Raw genomic sequence first — 16,760 nt, 5'->3', positions numbered from 1 at the left:
GAATTTCTAAGATTAATTATTGTAATTTTTCTGCAAATACCTTTCCTGATGATTTTCCGCGGGCTGTCATGGCTGTTCGTCTTCAACCTGGTGCTGCATACAGCAGCTTATGGTCAGCACAATACAAGGGATTCTGTTCTGGTATGCTCCCTGATCGATAAGGCCGAATCTTTTTTTACCCGGTCAGCGTATGATTCCGCATTGCACTACTGTAACGAAGCTGAGCAATATGCCAGGAAAAGACAGTATCCGAAAGGAATTGCTTTTGCCATAATCGAGAAGACAGATATCCTGATCGATAAGAATGACCTCACCGCGGCTGACCTCCTGACACCACAGACCTTTGGAATCGGCAAACAATTAAATGACTCGCTGATCACGGCAATTGCCTGGATGCAAATGGCGCAGGTCAGGATGTATGGACAACGTCCGGAAGAAGCGGTAACCTACTTCAGAAGAGCAATTGATCATCACTTCGCCGCACATCCCGGTCGTTATGCCGCACTGGCCTTTAATGATTTCGGTTATACCTGCGGAGTACTCGGCGACCTCGAAGGAAAAGCCCGGAACCTCCTGCTGGCGCTGAACGCTTATGAAACCCTGGAAGGATATTTCGGAGAAAAAGCGGCCGTCCTGAATAACCTGGCTACACTCTATCACGAACTGAAACAAAGGGACAAAGCCATCGACTATGCCAGGCAATCTCTCAGTTACAGGGAAAAAGCAGGTGACCCCGGCAGGCTCGCGCTGGGATGCTGCAACCTCAGCCAGTTCTACCTGGGTGTAAACGATAGTGCTGCCGGCGTATACCAGCTGCGTTGCCTGAAGTATGCAGAGCAGTCAGGGGAAGAAGACAGAATACTCCATGCACTGGCTACCAGTTCGCTCGTTGCAACAAGCAGAAAAGACACCAGCGCCGCCCTTCATTACGAATTGAAAAGCGTAGCACTGATGGAAAAATCAGGCCGTCAGCAAAATATGCTGGCAAAACGATACATTTCCGTAGGAATGGCCTACCGGAATTCGGATTCCCTGCTGGCAGAACGGTATTTCAATAAAGCAGCCACTCTTGCCGGAACACTGCGCGACAAATACACCCTGAGGGATCTGCAATGGCAACTGGCAGGTTTCTATAAAAGCAGGGGCAATTACCAGCTTGCCTATCAGGCTTACAACCAGTATATCCTGTATCGCGACAGCATTGTGCAGGACAATACCGCTGCTACCATTGCAGCCCTGGAAACGCGGTTTGAAAGTCAGAAAAAAGACAATGAGATTTCCAGGCTGAAAGCAGCGCAGGACATAAGAGGCTTGCAGATAGAAAAGCAGGAAGCTGTTATCGCTGGCAACCTGCTGGAGGCAAAACGACAGGAAGATCAGATCGAATTGCTGTCTCAGGCAAAGGAGCTGCAGGAACTGAAATACGCAGCGCAACGGGAACAACTCGAAAAGCAAATACTTCAGGCCAGCAATAATGCGCAGAAGCTGATGCTGTCTGATAAAGAAAAACTGCTACGGGGAAGGTTACTGAAAACTACCCAGCTTACACGCAATCTTTTATATGCCGGGATCATCATATTGCTGCTTTCCGGATACTTCCTGTTCAGCCGCTACCAGCTAAAGCGAAAGATCCAGGAACAGCAAGCCATGATGGCAATAAGAAACAATATTGCAAAAGACCTTCATGATGAGATCGGATCTGCCCTAACCAGTATTCGCATCCTCTCGGAAGTTTCCGGCAGGAATCTCTCAGGCGATTCCAATAAAACACATGCTTATCTGCAACAGATCACCGAACAGTCTGCAGCAGCGCAGCAGGGCATGAGTGATATTGTATGGGCCGTACGCCCTGAAAATGACACACTTGAAAATATGGTCATCCGCATGCGGGAATACGCAGCGGCGACACTGGAATCAAAAGACGTAATTACCAGTATCCGCATTGATGAATCACTCCTTGAAAAAACACTGGATATGCATCAGCGGCGCGACTTCCTGCTTTTATACAAAGAAGCGATCAACAATATTGCAAAACATGCCGAAGCCCGCAATGTCGACATCACGCTTCGCAGGCAGGCTGATCAACTGGAGATGATCATAATGGATGATGGCCGCGGTTTTGATCCGTCAGGATCAACATCTTCCAATGGTCTGAGGAATATGGAAGCCAGGGCGCAATTGCTGGGTGGAAGATTATCAGTTCAGACTGCAACCGGCAACGGCACCAGTATTACTTTATACCTGCCAGCTGTCACCCGCTACATGAACATGTAGCAGCTTTAGCATAACCCTGTTTATATTTATGCCATGATCGTGAAAGTACTGATGTATGACGACAACGCGGCTATCAGGCTTAGCCTGGAGGTCCTGATGCAGGCTGAACCGGAGTTTGAGTTGATGGCCATTATGCCCAATGCTGAAACTGTGCTGGCGGACATTGATACTTTCCGGCCTGATGTTGTACTGATGGATATCGATATGCCGGTAGTGAACGGTGTTGAAGCTGTGCGGACCATCCACCGTCAATATCCCTCGCTGCCCGTCATCATGCTTACTGTATTTGATGACAACGATAATATTTTCAATGCCATTTGTGCCGGTGCGGCCGGCTATCTGCTGAAGCGGGCCGTTGCTGAGGAAATTCATGGCGCCATCAGGATGGTGCTGGCAGGTGGCGCTCCCATGACCGGCTCCGTGGCGCGCAAAGTGCTGCATATGGTGCCTGCTGCAAAAAATACAGCACAGGAAAACACCAGCCTGTCCTCCCGTGAAACGCGTATCCTGCAATTGCTGGTGAATGGTTACAGTTATAAGATGATCGCAGCCGAAGAAGGTATCAGCATCGATACCGTCCGGTTTCACATCAAGAAGATCTACGAAAAACTCCAGGTGCATTCAGCTACCGAAGCGGTTTCAAAGGCATATAAAGACAAGCTTATCTGAATGTTTACATGACTGACTTTGTCGGCTGACGGCTGGCGAAGGCTGTAGCTTTAGCGAAGGAGCGAGCTGTTTTTTTTGAAAACGGGAAATTAGTAAACCCGAGTGAATTAAGTCTTCCGGTTAATAAGTCTTCCGGTTAATAAGTTTCCCGGTTAATAAGTCTCCCGTTAAACAATGTACCCGTTTAAAGAACGCTTTGGAAACGATTAAGACACATACGGATATAAAACGCAGTGTGGTGGCTCATTTCACTCAATTTTACAAATTGCACCATTTTGAAAATAGAGAGTCCTCTCTCATCCGGGTAAATCAATATGACCGCGTCCCAACTTCTAAACTCACAAACATCCAAACTACCAAACTATTTGTACTACATAGTCATGTAGTTGCGCCCTCCTTTTTCCCGGGCTAGGTTTGAAGAAAAAATCAATGAACAAGTTCCTTGCTGCTTTCTGCGTTTCACTTGCCCTGTTGCTAATCGGCATCTATGCTTCTGCACAACTGGCTACCCTCCCTCCCAACATTCAAAAAAATATTTCGGTATCCACCATACCTGGTGATATCAAATTATCGCCCGAGGTCGCTGAACGGGTCAGGATTAAAAAAATAGACCTCACCGCTAAAGACATTGTATTCAGTATGGTCAAATGTTACAGTGCCACGAACGGAGTAGTGAAAATTGAAGGTGTACTGAAAAACACAGGTGGCCTTGCCTACAGTACTGCTGTGAATCAGCAATCGTTGCTGCTGTATGAAAACAGCGGAAGCGGCCCGCGACTGGTGGCAACAAAGGTTTTTCAAAATCTTGCACCCGGCGCTGAAGTACGCGTTTCCTTTACACGGAACTGGAACAAATCATCTCCCGCCGAAGGTGAATTCCCTCCTGTATATACCGTAGTCGTATCCTTTGATCCCGATATCTATATCGACGGCAACGACAATAATGACGACAGCAATGCAGCCAATAACCGTCTTGAAAAATCCGGATCCTTTATCAATAAAACAACCTGGACCTGCAAATAATACTGCCATGAACAAACCAATATTGCTGATGGCACTGCTTACCGCCAACCTCACCATCAGCGCCCAGAACCTGCCGAAAAGAGCAGAACAACGGGCAAAAGACAAAACCGCCGGCAAAGTAGATGAATCTGTCGACAAAGGGATTGACTCCGCCTTTAGTAAAACAGGGCGGGCCATATCAGGCATCTTCAGCAAAAAAGACAAATCCGCCAAAGAAACCTCCCCTGCAGCTGACAACAGCGCGCAGGGCAATTCAGGTACATCCACCGGAATTGGATCAGGTAAAACATCCGGCACTGCGGTAAAAGGGGAAAGCGACTTTATACCCGGCGTTGCCGTGATTTTTGAAGACCGGTTTTCCCAGGATGCCATGGGTGACTTTCCGGCAAAATGGAATACCAATGGCAGTGGTAAAGTGGTGACACTTACCACAGAAAAGTTTAAATGGCTGGAAGTGGTCCATAATTCGATTGTAGCGCCCGTGCTGGACAAATCCCTTCCGGAGAACTGCACCATCGAATTTGACCTGTTTCTGCGCGCAGACGGCGATCACAGTACGCCCTTCATTCAATTTGGATTAAGTGAGGTCCGTGACGTGTTGAAAGAAGACATGGGATACCGCGACCGCTTCTTTATCAACCTGCACCGGTATGCTGAAACAGATGGCAAAACACTGGAATACGGTTTCCGCAATGATATCGTAGGCAACAAAAGTGATTTTCCACTCACCAGTTATGTCAACAACACCCTGCATGTCGCCATTGCCATCAACAAAACCAGGATCAGGCTCTACCTCGACGATAAAAAGATTATCGATCTGCCCAAAGCCCTCACCCCCGGTATGCGCAACACATTTTTCATCAATAACAACCAGACCATTCCGGCATCCGAGATTGGCCTGCTGGTCACCAATATCCGTATCGCAAATGCGGATACTGATGCAAGGAGCCTGCTGCTGAAACAACTGATGGAAACAGGATCCGCCGTGACTAATGAGATTCTTTTTGACGTAAACAGTGACCACATCAAAAAAGAGTCATTCCCCATTATTGACCAGATCGGTAACGGCCTGGTGCAAAATGCCGCACTGAAAATCAGCATTGTTGGTCATACAGACAATGACGGAGCAGATCTCGACAACCTGGTGCTGTCACAAAAAAGAGCAGCCGCCGTAAAACTTTATCTCACTGAAAACTTCGCTGTTGCCGGTTCCAGGATAATTACGGAAGGAAGAGGAGAAAAACAACCGGTCGCGCCGAATACAACTGCAGAAGGTAAAGCCAAAAACAGGCGGGTTGAATTTATAAAACGCTGACCATGACACGTTCAAAATCTATCACAACCCTGGTCTTTCTACTGCTCGCCACATGGTCAGATGCCCAGACAGGGGGTCGTGGTGAAGACCATCGAGATACCGTCTGGGGAAGCCGGACGGCCACCATCATGCGCGCACCGGTGCTGATCGGCGAAACCACACCTCAGGTAATACGTCCAAATATTCCACCTGTCTGTTTCAGTGTGGAATTCGATCTCAAAATCACGGCCAACGGAAGGGTCTATGAACAGTGCCTTTTCTTCAACACCGGGATGGGCCTGATCGGATACCTGCCGCCAAGCTCCGATGGTTTGCAGAATATGCTCTTCCCGGAACTGCCGGATTTCAATTTCACCATTATCGGAATGAAAGGCAACGTCTACCAGTACACGACAAGCAAAGGAAAAGGCGGCCGCCTAGACCGCTGGGTGAGCACGGCAAACTCTGAGGAATACTTGCACAGGCAAACTAATATGGTGTTCACTTCCGGAACTACGTTGGCCCGGAAAGGTTATTTACGTGAGTATTGCCGGGGGAACATGCGGGCAATGGCCTACCGGTTGCCGGACAACCCAACCGTCACTTTTTATATTTATGGCGACCACTTCCCCGAAGTGCTCCATCCCGAAAAATTCCTCGGAAATTTCGGTACGGGATACCTGAAAACAAGCGAGGGCCTGATGCTTGTGCTGGAAACCGAATCTGATGGTTACCAGTCAAAAGTGACCGATATACAAAACACCAATACCTGCCTCCATACCGACCAGTTCCTGGTCAAGGAAGTGGAATACCGGTCCAAACGCTCGGAAGACATCGCCCGTAAACGGCAACAGCTTTCCAGGCAGGCTGAACACATCAGCGGCGACTGTGTTCCGGAACAAGTGGCACTCAACCGGTTCCGCCAGGATAAACTCCGTAAGGAAGAAGAAGGCCTTGCACGGAGTGCTCAGGGCAACACGCATGAAGACCAGGCAGCACAGGCCGGGTTATTGGTCCAGATGGATCCGCTGATGCTGGTGAGAGAAGATATACTGTCTACCGAACTGGAGATTTGCAGGATTATTAAAAACAGGGAACGGAGCGGTTCAGCCAGCGCAACCTCAACAGCAAAGCTGGACTGTGCCAATCGCCGGTTGAGGGCCCAGCGACAGGCCGAACACGATATCCAGGAAGTATCAACAAAATATCCCGGTGAACCAGGCCGGACCTTCGCCGAGCAAAGCAAAATATACATGCGGATCTCTACAATGGCCGCATGCCGCTGACAAAAGAAAGGGTGCCTGGCAAATGCCGGCACCCTCTGTTTATTCAATATAGGGTTAGTGAAAATACACTTATTGTTCCTGGACAAAGCCCTTCTTTACAGCATACATCACAAGGCCCGCCATGGACTTTGCTCCCGTCTTCGTTTTCAGTTTGTCACGGATCGCCTCCACCGTACGGGGACTGATATCAACGATATCGGCAATTTCCTTCGTGGTCTTCTCTTCGCACATCAGTTTCAGAATGCGGATCTCCTTATCGGATAACTGCGCATCCAACATCGTGTCAGGCTCCAGCTTACGGGTGCGCAAACCGGTGAGCAGCGCCTTATTGGTAAGCTCATTAAAGAAGAACTCCTGTTCATAGCAGGTCTTGATGGCCTGGTAGATGGTCTCTGAATCAGAATTTTTGGTCAGGTAAGAATTGGCGCCGATCTCCATCAGCTTGGAGATCATGGAATGGTCATTGTGCATGGAAAGGATGATCACCTTAACACCAGGATGCATTTTTCTGATCTCCGGAAGCGTTGATATCCCATCCATAATCGGCATCTGAATATCCAGCAGGATCACATCTGGTTCAATGTGTTTCAACAGGTTCAGCAGTTGCATCCCGTTGTCCGCTTCAGCAATCAGTTCAACATCCTTCTTGGCGGAAAGTGCAGTTTTCACCCCGGCCCGGAACAATGCGTGATCGTCCGCGATGGCTACTTTAATGGGGTTGTTAGGGTCAGGCTTTTTCATACGGTGAATTTTTCGATACGTCCGTGGATTTTACCGTGGACATTTTCAGAGCGCAAATTGTTAAAAATCCTGAACATTCACTATAGTAATAGTACGTAAATATACTTTTACGGAATATACGAATTCCCGGCCACCCGTGGAAATTCCGATTGAGATTCTAGTAGGAATACAGGATTACACTTAGTGTATTTACGACGATCGCGGTAAATACCGAAGTCCTGAAATTCAGCAATTCCGCTCTTGTGCCGCTATAGGCCCTTTTCTACTTTTGTATCAGAAGTTGATTGACGAGGATCGCAACCTCCAGCATCCAATGTCCAAGTAACAACCGTCCAGAACTTTTTCAATATCCTAAGAAACCGTCGAATCCAGTGTCAATCAACTTTCTTTTCTTCCAACATCCTGAATAACCATCCATTCCACTATCCTGAATCGTAGGCGAATCCGTACCTGGATTCCATTATCCAAGTACAGTTGTGAACCAGAATACACAACTTATATCATATCATGCCTGCTTTGAATGCAGCTGGAGCGCAGTAGCGAAGGGGAGACGAGAACCAAGCGCCTGAATAAGGAGTGAATGTTTATGAAATCAGCAGCCAACCTTCTAGGTTTACTTATTCAGTTGTAGTTTCAAGGCAGGCTTTTTTAAGATCATACCCCTACCAGTATTATTCCTATGTTAACCACCCAGTTTTTTCAATGCCCTGACCGAAACGAATGACGAGGGTGTAGCATTGGACAAGCATTGGACAAAAAAAAGGTGCAACCGCAAAGCGGATGCACCTTTCGGTTTTTAGCTATATGCAGCTTATTGCTGTTCGTTTTCGCCGCCCTCCAGCTTCTTCTTGAGTTCTGCCAGTACACCCAGGTCGCCCAGTGTCGCTTTCTCCACTTTGCTCTGGATATTCTTAACAGCCTTCTTCGTTTTGTCTGATTCGGCTTTTGCTTCTTTCTTCTGTGCTTCTTTTTCTTCCGCACGTGCAGCTTCCCAGGTACGCGTATGGCTTACCACGATGCGCTTCTCGTTGCGGTCGAATTCGATCACCATGAACGGAGCAGTTTCCTCAGCATTCACCTGGCCACCGGCTTCCTTGTTGAGATGACGGTTGGGAGCGAAACCTTCGAGACCGTAAGGCAGTTGAACGATGGCGCCTTTGTCATCCTTGCGGATAATGGTTCCTTCGTGAACTGTTCCGATAGCAAAGGTATCTTCCAGGGCATTCCATGGATCTTCTTCCAGTTGTTTGTGACCAAGCTGCAGCTTACGGTTTTCCTTGTCGATGCCAAGGATCATCACGTCGATGCGCTCACCAACCTTCGTGTACTCAGAAGGATGGTTGAATCGCTTCAGCCAGCTCAGATCGCTGATGTGGATCATACCACCAATTCCAGGCTCGAGCTCTACGAACACGCCATATGGAGTGATATTCTTCACCAGGCCGTTGTGACGGCTTTCCACAGGGTATTTGTTTTCGATCTCGTTCCAGGGATCAGGTGTCATTTGCTTGATAGAAAGACTCATCTTGCGGGCGTTCTTATCGAGCGTAACGATCTTCGCATCATACTCATCACCCAGCTTGAAGAACTCTTTCGCATTGATCGGGGTATTGGCCCATGTGATCTCACTTACGTGAACCAGACCTTCAACACCCGGCATGATCTCAAGGAATGCACCATAGTCTTCGATATTCACTACGCGGCCTTTAACAACATGACCTTCGCCGATGTTCTCAGGCAGCACATCCCAGGGATGCGGAGTCAGTTGCTTCAGACCAAGGCTGATACGCTTCTTGTCGTCGTCGAAATCGAGTACTACCACGTTCAGTTTCTGGTCCAGTTTCAGCACCTCTGAAGGGTGGTTGATACGGCCCCAGCTGATGTCGGTGATATAGAGGAGACCGTCGAGACCACCGAGGTCCATGAACGCACCGAAATCGGTAATGTTCTTGATCGTTCCCTCGAGTACCTGACCTTTTTCCAGTTTGCCCATGATCTCTGCACGTTGTGCTTCGATATCGCTTTCGATCAGCGCTTTGTGGGATACTACAGCATTCTTGATGGCTTCGTTTACCTTCACCACTTTGAATTCCATGGTCTTTCCAACAAACTGATCGTAGTCGGTAACAGGCTTAACGTCAATCTGTGAACCCGGCAGGAAGGTTTCCATACCGAACACATCAACGATAAGACCACCTTTGGTTTTGCTGGTAACAGTACCGGTAACAATCTCTCCGGTTTTGTGTACTTCAACAATTTTCTCCCAGGCACGGGTAATACGCGCCTGCTTGCGGCTCAGGTTCAGGTTACCCTGCCGGTCTTCTTTTTCCACCACCATTACTTCCACGTCATCGCCAATTTTCAGGTTGGGCTGATCACGGAATTCGTTCAGGGAAATGAGACCATCACTCTTGAAGCCGATGTTCAGTACCACGTCGGTCTTGGTAAGACCCACAACGAGGCCACGGATCAGTTCGCCGTCAGTAATCGCAACGAAAGTCTGATCGTAAACCTTGTCATACTTTGCTTTTTCATCAGCGCTGTAAGTAGATACATTACGCTTGTCGATGCTCCAGTCGAAGTCATCGTGGGCTGTCGCCTTGGGGGCTTCTGCCACTGCCTCAGGTGCAGTTGTTGTCGCTGTAGTTGCCTCTGCGGGTGCAGCTGCAGACTCCTGATCATCAGCGTTTAGTTGTTTTACAAAAAGATTTTGAAACATAGTGATTTCCCGATGGTTTTATTCGGGGCGGCAAAGATACGATAATTTCCGCTTCCGGCCTGCTTTTCAACCTGTCCTGAGTCCTATTTTTTAACGCCTTCCTGCCCTGCGGAAACCGCCATCGCGGCCAGCATTCCGCTGGTCCACGCATGCTGAAAATTGAATCCCCCGGTGATGCCGTCCACATCCATGATCTCACCCGCAAAATACAGCCCCTCGCATAGCCTGCTTTCCATGGTTTCCGGGTCAATTTCTGCCAAATTGATGCCGCCTGCCGTTACAAATTCTTCCTTGAAAGTTGTTTTTCCGGAAACTTCCATTTCCTGGCTGGTCAGCAGCTTGCAAAGCAGATTTAGCTTTTTGGCCGGCAGATCTGCCCACCGCAGATCACTGTCGGCCCCGGCAAGACCCAGAAAATAATCCCAAAGCCGCTGCGGCATGTTCACAGGGTTACGGTTGGCAATTTTTTGGGCGCCTTTGCCTTCCCTGAACTTACGCAGGTACTCCAGCAGGCTATTCTCATGATATTCAGGGGTCCAGTTCACTACTATCCTGAAATGCCACTGCTTCAATGCCAGCTCCCGTGCTCCCCAGGCACTTAACCGCAGCACGGCCGGACCGCTGAGTCCCCAGTGCGTGATCAGCACGGGACCCGTCTCCTCAAGCTTCGACCCCGTCAGTTTTACCCTGGCCTCAGGTTTCACAACCCCCATCAACTGTGTGATCGGATGCCCGGGAAGGTTAAAAGTGAATAATGAGGGGACCGGTGCCAGGGCCGTATGTCCAACAGCCTCCAGCCAACCAAAATGCTCTTTTTTCGTAAATCCGCCGGTAGCTACACAAACAGCATCAGCCTGCAGAACTTCCCGGCTGGTCCTCACTTTCCACCTGCCCCCATCCATTTCAAGTTGTTTTACTTCTTCCTGCATACGGATCTCCACCCCCCAGCGGTCCGCCTCCCTCAACAGGCACTGAATAATCGTACCGGAATCATCAGTCACCGGAAACATCCTTCCATCTGCCTCCGTCTTTAATTCAACCTGGCGGTCCCGGAACCATCCAATGGTATCTTCCGGACCAAAATGCCGGAACGCCTTCAGCAGGAATTTTTCACCCCGGGGATATTTTTTCACCAGCATCCCCGGCTGAAAACAGGCATGTGTCACATTACACCGGCCACCGCCGCTGATGCGCACTTTCGACAGTAATTTGGATGATTTTTCAAGCAGCGTGACCTTTAGGGAACGATCCATCCTTGCAGCATTAACCGCACAAAAAAAACCTGCGGCGCCGCCGCCTATGACCAATAATGAGTTTGCCATCCGCCGGCAAATTTAGCAGCATTCCTTCACTCGGGGTTAATCGTTTCCCACCAGTCACAAATCAGCCATTCCCCCTCCTCACAAACAAGTTGAAAGGTGTACCCCCTGGTACCTGGCAATGGTCCGCTATCCCTGATCAGTGCCTTGCCTTCATTTCCAGAATCCGTCACTACCAGCAGATCAGTTTCCAGCGCTTCAGGAGCAGCGAGTACCAACTGTTGCCGGTCTTCAACTGCCGCCTGCCAGATCTCATCGCGCGACACCAGCACCCCACCAGGCGAAATCCGGCTGTGCACCAGCCTGGCTATCGCTTCGTCCGCGCTACCCTGTCGCAACTGCTCCAGGAAGTCAATCACGCATCCTGCTGCACGCTGCCCTTCGTCTGACAGATCCTCATAACAGAAAACCATTTCCAGTCCGGGCAGCCGGATATCACAGATCTCTTCCGTAAACAGATCTTCAGTAATACACCGGTAAATTGTAAGCGGTGGATAGTCGCGGTCAAGTTCCAGGAAAATACCACTGTTGGCAAGCTGTTGCTGCAGGTGAGTCAGGGCATCCGTCGCGGCAACAGGTTCCAGCAAATCAGCAGGTATAAATTCCGGTCTGCCGATGTAATCATACACCGCTATACGACTTGCTTTATGCTGAAGGTCCTCCAGCTGACGCAGGTAATTCAGAAATGAAAATTCGTCTTTGGGAGAAGTGAACGCAGGGAAGGAAAAGTCCATTTGAAACACAGCTGCCAGGGCTTCCCGCATGGCTTTGTTGGCAAGCGTGTATTCTGTTTCAGTCATACTTTTTTTAAGCAAACTTGCTGCTTAAAAAAGTTCTGGTCAAGCGTGAAAGGACGGAATAGACCAGCGTGAAAAAACATCATCTAATAGGCATCAAAAAGAGCGGGATTAGCCTTCTCCGCGGCTTCAATCTCCTCAAAGGAAGACAACACATCCGCCTTGCCCCTGCGCACACAAATCGTGTGTTCATAGTGAGCGGCTGGCTTGCCGTCTTTGGTCTTCACCGTCCAGCCATCGTCGTCATAAAAGACTTCCTTTACACCCATATTGATCATGGGTTCGATGGCAATCACGAGTCCGTCGTTCAGCTTGGGACCACTACCGCGCTTGCCATAGTTAGGCACCTGCGGATCCTCGTGTAACCTGCGGCCAAGACCATGACCAACCAGCTCGCGTACAACACCGTATTTATGTTTCCGCTCGGCATAGTCCTGAACTGCGAAAGAGACATCCCCTACCCGGTTACCGGCAACAGCTTTTTCAATGCCCAGACGCAGCGATTCTTTGGTAACCCGCAACAACTGCTGTACCTCAGGTGAAATGTTACCGATGGCAAAAGTGTACGCGCTATCGCCATGAAAGCCGTTTTTATATACACCTACATCTACGGATACGATATCACCGTCCTTCAGTGGCTGATCCGTAGGAAATCCATGCACAACAGCATCATTTACACTGATACAACACGTAAACGGGTATCCCTTGTAATTTTTGAAAGAAGGAGTTGCACCACGTTCCACCATAAACTTTTCTGCAAACGCATCTACCTCCAGGGTGGAAATACCCGGCTTCAGGATTGCAGCAACTGCCGCGAGTGTTTTGCTGACCAGCAAGGCACTTTCGCGCATCAATTCAACTTCGGCTGTTGTTTTATAGTGGATCATGTGGCTAAAATTAAAAAATCAAAAGTCAAAAAGGGTTTCCGAATTTATGGTTGATACAACCATCGGCAACCTTTTCTGACTTTTGATCTATTCAGAGATTGAATTAAATCGGCGTACTGCTTACTGTTTGCCTTCCCTGGATCCTTCCGCTTTTCATGAGACCATCATACTGGCGCATGAGCAGTTGGGTTTCGATCTGTTGCAGGGTATCAAGGATTACACCTACCATGATCAGCAGTGACGTACCGCCGAAGAAAGAGGCGAAGCCCTGGGTAATGTTAACGCGCATCGCAAATCCGGGAAGGATACCTACCACAGCGAGCAATATGGCTCCAGGGAGGGTGATGCGGTCCATTACGGCACCGATATAGTCTGCAGTGGGCTGACCAGGTTTAACTCCAGGCACAAATCCGTTGTTCCGCTTGAGGTCTTCCGCGATCTGTTTGGGGTTAAAGATAAGCGCCGTATAGAGGAACGTAAAGGCAACAACGATCACTGCATATATGACCATGTGCCAGGCGTCCTTGGGATCCGAGAAGATCTTTGCAATACCTTTTCCGGATTCAAAGCTCGTGTAAGAGAACAGTGTTGGCAGGAACATGATGGCCTGGGCAAAGATGATCGGCATCACACCTGCACCATTCACCTTCAGGGGAAGGAACTGGCGTGCACCACCGAACTGTTTGTTCCCAATGATCTGTTTGGCATATTGTACCGGGATCTTGCGAACTCCCTGAACCAGCAGGATCAGTCCCATGATAATGGCAATGAGCACTGCGATTTCAATGATGAACAGGAGGAGACCACCGCCGCCACGGTTGCTTTTAGCAGCCCATTCCTGGATGGCAGCCTGGGGCAGACGGGCGAGGATACCCACCATGATGATCAGGGAAGTACCGTTACCCAGTCCTTTGTCGGTTATTTTCTCACCCAGCCACATTACGAAGAGTGTGCCTGCAGTAAGGATGATAGTGGTGGAGATCCAGAAATACGGATCATAGGCGCCAATGAGTGCCGCACCATTTACCTGGCGGATATAGGCTACATAGGCACCTGCCTGAACAGCTGTCACAATTACGGTGAGGTAACGTGTCCACTGGTTGATCTTTTTACGGCCACTTTCGCCTTCTTTCTGAATCTTCTGCATGCGTGGAACCAGGATGGTCATCAGCTGCATAAAGATGGAAGCCGAAATGTAAGGCATGATACCCAGGGCGAAAATAGACGCCTGGGAAAATGCACCGCCGGCAAAAGCATCGATTAGCCCCAGTGCGCCGGACTTAGCGCCGCTAAGGTTGATTTTGTTGGGATCCAGACCGGGCAACACGATATGTGCGCCGACACGGTAGATCAGAATAAGCAGCAGTGTGGTGATGATCTTGTTCCTCAGCTCCTCAATGCTCCAAATATTCTTGAGCGTCTGAATTAATTTCTTCACGGGTTTTCTGAAATTTTAATGAGCCTCAATAAAAAAAGACGCATTTCGTCAATGCGTCCGGCAAGATAAAGAAAATTACTTCACAATTTCTACGCTTCCACCCGCTGCTTCGATTGCTTTTTTAGCTTTTTCGCTAACAGCGTTTACCTTGAAGTTGAGCTTTGTTTTCAGATCTCCGTTACCCAGGATCTTAACATTGTCATACTGGGCAATCAGGCCATTGATATACAGCGTTTCCAGGCTGAATTCGGTAATGGCGTATTTTTCGGCAAGCTGATCGATTTGACCGAGGTTAAACACTTTGTATTCAACCCTGTGGATATTGTTGAAACCACGCTTCGGAATACGACGCTGGATCGGCATCTGGCCACCTTCGTGGGCCCTTTTGCTGGAGTAACCGGCACGGCTCTGGCCACCTTTGTTACCTTTTGTGGAAGTACCACCCTTACCGGATGCTTCACCACGACCTAAACGTTTTTCCTTGTGCGTTGCGCCTTGTGCAGGCTGAAGATTGTGCAGATTCATTTTTTGTTGATTTTAGACTTAACGGGGATCTGTTACCCCTCGCAATAGGTTTTGCTTACGCAAAACCTTAGATTTCTTCTACTTTAACCAGGTGTTCTACGGTCCTGACCATACCCAGGATCTGGGGAGTGGCTTCAACTTCACGGGAAGCGTTCATTTTTTTCAGACCGAGCGCTACCAGTGTTTGCTTTTGACGCTCAGGGCGGTCAATTGCACTTTTCACCTGGGTGATTTTGATCTTTTTCATCTGTATTGATTCAATCAGGTTATCCATTAAATACTTTCTTCAGGCCGATAGTTCTGGTTTTAGCCACCTGAACCGGTTCGCGGAGGGTAGCGAGTGCCTTGAAAGTTGCCTTTACCACGTTATGGGGATTGGCTGAACCCAGGCTTTTTGCCAGAACGTCAGTGATGCCTGCGCTTTCCAGAACGGCGCGCATGCTGCCTCCGGCGATTACGCCGGTACCATGGGCTGCGGGCTTGATCAGTACTTTGGCAGCACCTTCCTTAGCCAGCTGATCATGGGGAATGGTTCCATGCATAACCGGAACTTTGATCAGGTTTTTCTTGGCGTCCTCAATGCCTTTGGTGATGGCTTCCTGAACTTCTTTAGCTTTTCCCAGACCATGTCCTACCACGCCTGATTCATTGCCTACCACTACCAGGGCTGAAAAACTGAAAGCACGACCACCTTTGGTTGTTTTCACAACGCGGTTGATGGCAACTACTTTCTCTTTCAGTTCCAGGTCACCAGCTTTGACTTTGTTTAACGTTACTTTTGACATCTATCGCAAAATTAAGTTTGTTGTTAGGGATGTAAGGGATCAGAATTGCAGACCACCTTCGCGGGCGCCGTCAGCTACTGCTTTAACGCGACCATGGTAGAGCACACCACCACGATCAAATACCACTTCCTTGAAACCAAGCTCACCAGCTTTACGGGCGATGGTACCACCAACCAGTTTGCTCTTTTCAGATTTGGTTCCCTTTTGTGCCTGGATATCCTTGTCGCGCGTTGAAGCTGAAGCAAGGGTTACACCATTTACATCATCAATCAGCTGAACATATGTTTCGGCATTGCTGCGGAAAACTGACAGGCGGGGCTTGGAAGCGCTACCCGCAATCTTTTTGCGGATACGATATTTGATCTTTTGCCTCCTGATTGCTTTCGATTCCATTTTTCTTTATTTGTATTCCCGATACTGCCGGGAACTATTAACGATTATTACTTACCAGCAGATTTACCAGCTTTCTTGCGAACCACTTCACCAACGAAACGAACACCTTTTCCTTTGTACGGCTCAGGCTTACGCAGGCTGCGCAGTTTCGCAGCTACCTGACCCAGCAGTTGCTTGTCAGATGATTCGAGGATGATCTTTGGGTTCTGGCCTTTTTCAGTAAGTGTAGCTACTGTCAGCTCCTTGGGAACCTCGAAAATAATGTTGTGAGAGTAACCCAGTGCAAGATCCAGTACATTACCGGTATTGGCAGCTTTAAAACCCACACCAACGAGTTCCATCTGTGCTTTAAACCCTACTGTAACACCTTTCACCAGGTTGGCGATCAGCGCACGGTAAAGGCCATGTAATGCACGGTGACGGATCTGATCTGTGGGACGGCTGATGCGTACTTCACCATCAACTACTTCGAGGGTGATATCGCGGTCAATCGCCTGTTTCAATTCTCCTTTCGGTCCTTTAACGGTAACCGTATTGTCTTTGGCTACAGTAACTGTAACACCGGCAGGAACAGTAACGGGCTTCTTACCTATACGAGACATAACTTTTC

16 protein-coding genes are annotated in these 16,760 nt (G+C 48.8%); 5 read left to right on the top strand and 11 right to left on the bottom strand.

Annotation, left to right across the window (positions count from 1 at the left end; translation table 11 throughout):
• The first annotated feature begins 48 nt into the window (after positions 1–48).
• The 5 genes from FPE01S_RS16885 to FPE01S_RS16865 all read left to right on the top strand — a co-directional run bounded on the left by FPE01S_RS16885 (position 49) and on the right by FPE01S_RS16865 (position 6,546).
• Positions 49–2,274, top strand: a complete 2,226-nt coding sequence (locus FPE01S_RS16885) for a sensor histidine kinase (protein WP_052955929.1) — start codon at positions 49–51, stop codon at positions 2,272–2,274.
• A gap of 33 nt (positions 2,275–2,307) precedes the next feature.
• The gene (locus tag FPE01S_RS16880; RefSeq protein ID WP_046370219.1) at positions 2,308–2,943 is read left to right on the top strand and encodes a response regulator transcription factor; all 636 of its coding nucleotides are present in this window, start codon (positions 2,308–2,310) and stop codon (positions 2,941–2,943) included.
• Positions 2,944–3,372: 429 nt separating this feature from the next.
• The gene (locus tag FPE01S_RS16875) at positions 3,373–3,966 is read left to right on the top strand and encodes a hypothetical protein (protein ID WP_046370218.1); all 594 of its coding nucleotides are present in this window, start codon (positions 3,373–3,375) and stop codon (positions 3,964–3,966) included.
• Positions 3,967–3,973: 7 nt separating this feature from the next.
• A complete protein-coding gene (locus FPE01S_RS16870) occupies positions 3,974–5,281 on the top strand; it encodes an OmpA family protein (RefSeq protein ID WP_169749185.1) in 1,308 nt (435 codons plus the stop codon).
• Between the two features lie 2 nt (positions 5,282–5,283).
• Positions 5,284–6,546, top strand: coding sequence for a hypothetical protein (locus FPE01S_RS16865; RefSeq protein ID WP_046370217.1), 1,263 nt, complete (start codon positions 5,284–5,286; stop codon positions 6,544–6,546).
• 69 nt (positions 6,547–6,615) lie between these two features.
• Here the strand turns inward: FPE01S_RS16865 and FPE01S_RS16860 are convergent, their stop codons facing one another.
• The 11 genes from FPE01S_RS16860 to rplF form a co-directional block, all read right to left on the bottom strand.
• Positions 6,616–7,287 (bottom strand): response regulator transcription factor, encoded by a 672-nt coding sequence (locus tag FPE01S_RS16860; RefSeq protein WP_046370216.1) that lies wholly within the window; start codon positions 7,285–7,287, stop codon positions 6,616–6,618.
• Between the two features lie 811 nt (positions 7,288–8,098).
• Positions 8,099–10,006, bottom strand: coding sequence for a 30S ribosomal protein S1 (rpsA, locus tag FPE01S_RS16855; RefSeq protein ID WP_046370215.1), 1,908 nt, complete (start codon positions 10,004–10,006; stop codon positions 8,099–8,101).
• A gap of 83 nt (positions 10,007–10,089) precedes the next feature.
• Positions 10,090–11,328, bottom strand: a complete 1,239-nt coding sequence (locus FPE01S_RS16850) for a BaiN/RdsA family NAD(P)/FAD-dependent oxidoreductase (RefSeq protein ID WP_046370214.1) — start codon at positions 11,326–11,328, stop codon at positions 10,090–10,092.
• Positions 11,329–11,354: 26 nt separating this feature from the next.
• Complete coding sequence (locus FPE01S_RS16845; RefSeq protein WP_046370213.1) at positions 11,355–12,125, bottom strand: hypothetical protein; 771 nt, start codon at positions 12,123–12,125, stop codon at positions 11,355–11,357.
• Between the two features lie 83 nt (positions 12,126–12,208).
• Positions 12,209–13,009, bottom strand: a complete 801-nt coding sequence (gene map / locus FPE01S_RS16840; RefSeq protein ID WP_046370212.1) for a type I methionyl aminopeptidase — start codon at positions 13,007–13,009, stop codon at positions 12,209–12,211.
• Positions 13,010–13,112: 103 nt separating this feature from the next.
• Complete coding sequence (gene secY / locus FPE01S_RS16835) at positions 13,113–14,447, bottom strand: preprotein translocase subunit SecY (RefSeq protein WP_046370211.1); 1,335 nt, start codon at positions 14,445–14,447, stop codon at positions 13,113–13,115.
• 75 nt (positions 14,448–14,522) lie between these two features.
• Positions 14,523–14,972 (bottom strand): 50S ribosomal protein L15, encoded by a 450-nt coding sequence (rplO, locus tag FPE01S_RS16830; protein ID WP_046370210.1) that lies wholly within the window; start codon positions 14,970–14,972, stop codon positions 14,523–14,525.
• A gap of 67 nt (positions 14,973–15,039) precedes the next feature.
• Positions 15,040–15,219, bottom strand: coding sequence for a 50S ribosomal protein L30 (gene rpmD / locus FPE01S_RS16825; protein ID WP_046370677.1), 180 nt, complete (start codon positions 15,217–15,219; stop codon positions 15,040–15,042).
• 19 nt (positions 15,220–15,238) lie between these two features.
• Entirely contained in the window at positions 15,239–15,757 is a 519-nt protein-coding gene (gene rpsE / locus FPE01S_RS16820) for a 30S ribosomal protein S5 (protein WP_046370209.1), read from the bottom strand.
• 39 nt (positions 15,758–15,796) lie between these two features.
• Positions 15,797–16,150, bottom strand: coding sequence for a 50S ribosomal protein L18 (gene rplR, locus FPE01S_RS16815; protein ID WP_046370208.1), 354 nt, complete (start codon positions 16,148–16,150; stop codon positions 15,797–15,799).
• Positions 16,151–16,197: 47 nt separating this feature from the next.
• Positions 16,198–16,752, bottom strand: coding sequence for a 50S ribosomal protein L6 (gene rplF / locus FPE01S_RS16810; protein WP_046370207.1), 555 nt, complete (start codon positions 16,750–16,752; stop codon positions 16,198–16,200).
• Positions 16,753–16,760 lie beyond the last annotated feature (8 nt).

The sequence above is a fragment of the Flavihumibacter petaseus NBRC 106054 genome (assembly GCF_000974785.1).
In the GTDB taxonomy this organism is placed as follows: Bacteria; Bacteroidota; Bacteroidia; order Chitinophagales; family Chitinophagaceae; genus Flavihumibacter; species Flavihumibacter petaseus.
Note: the sequence above shows the minus strand (reverse complement) of the source record. Positions and strands in the feature narration are given on the sequence as shown.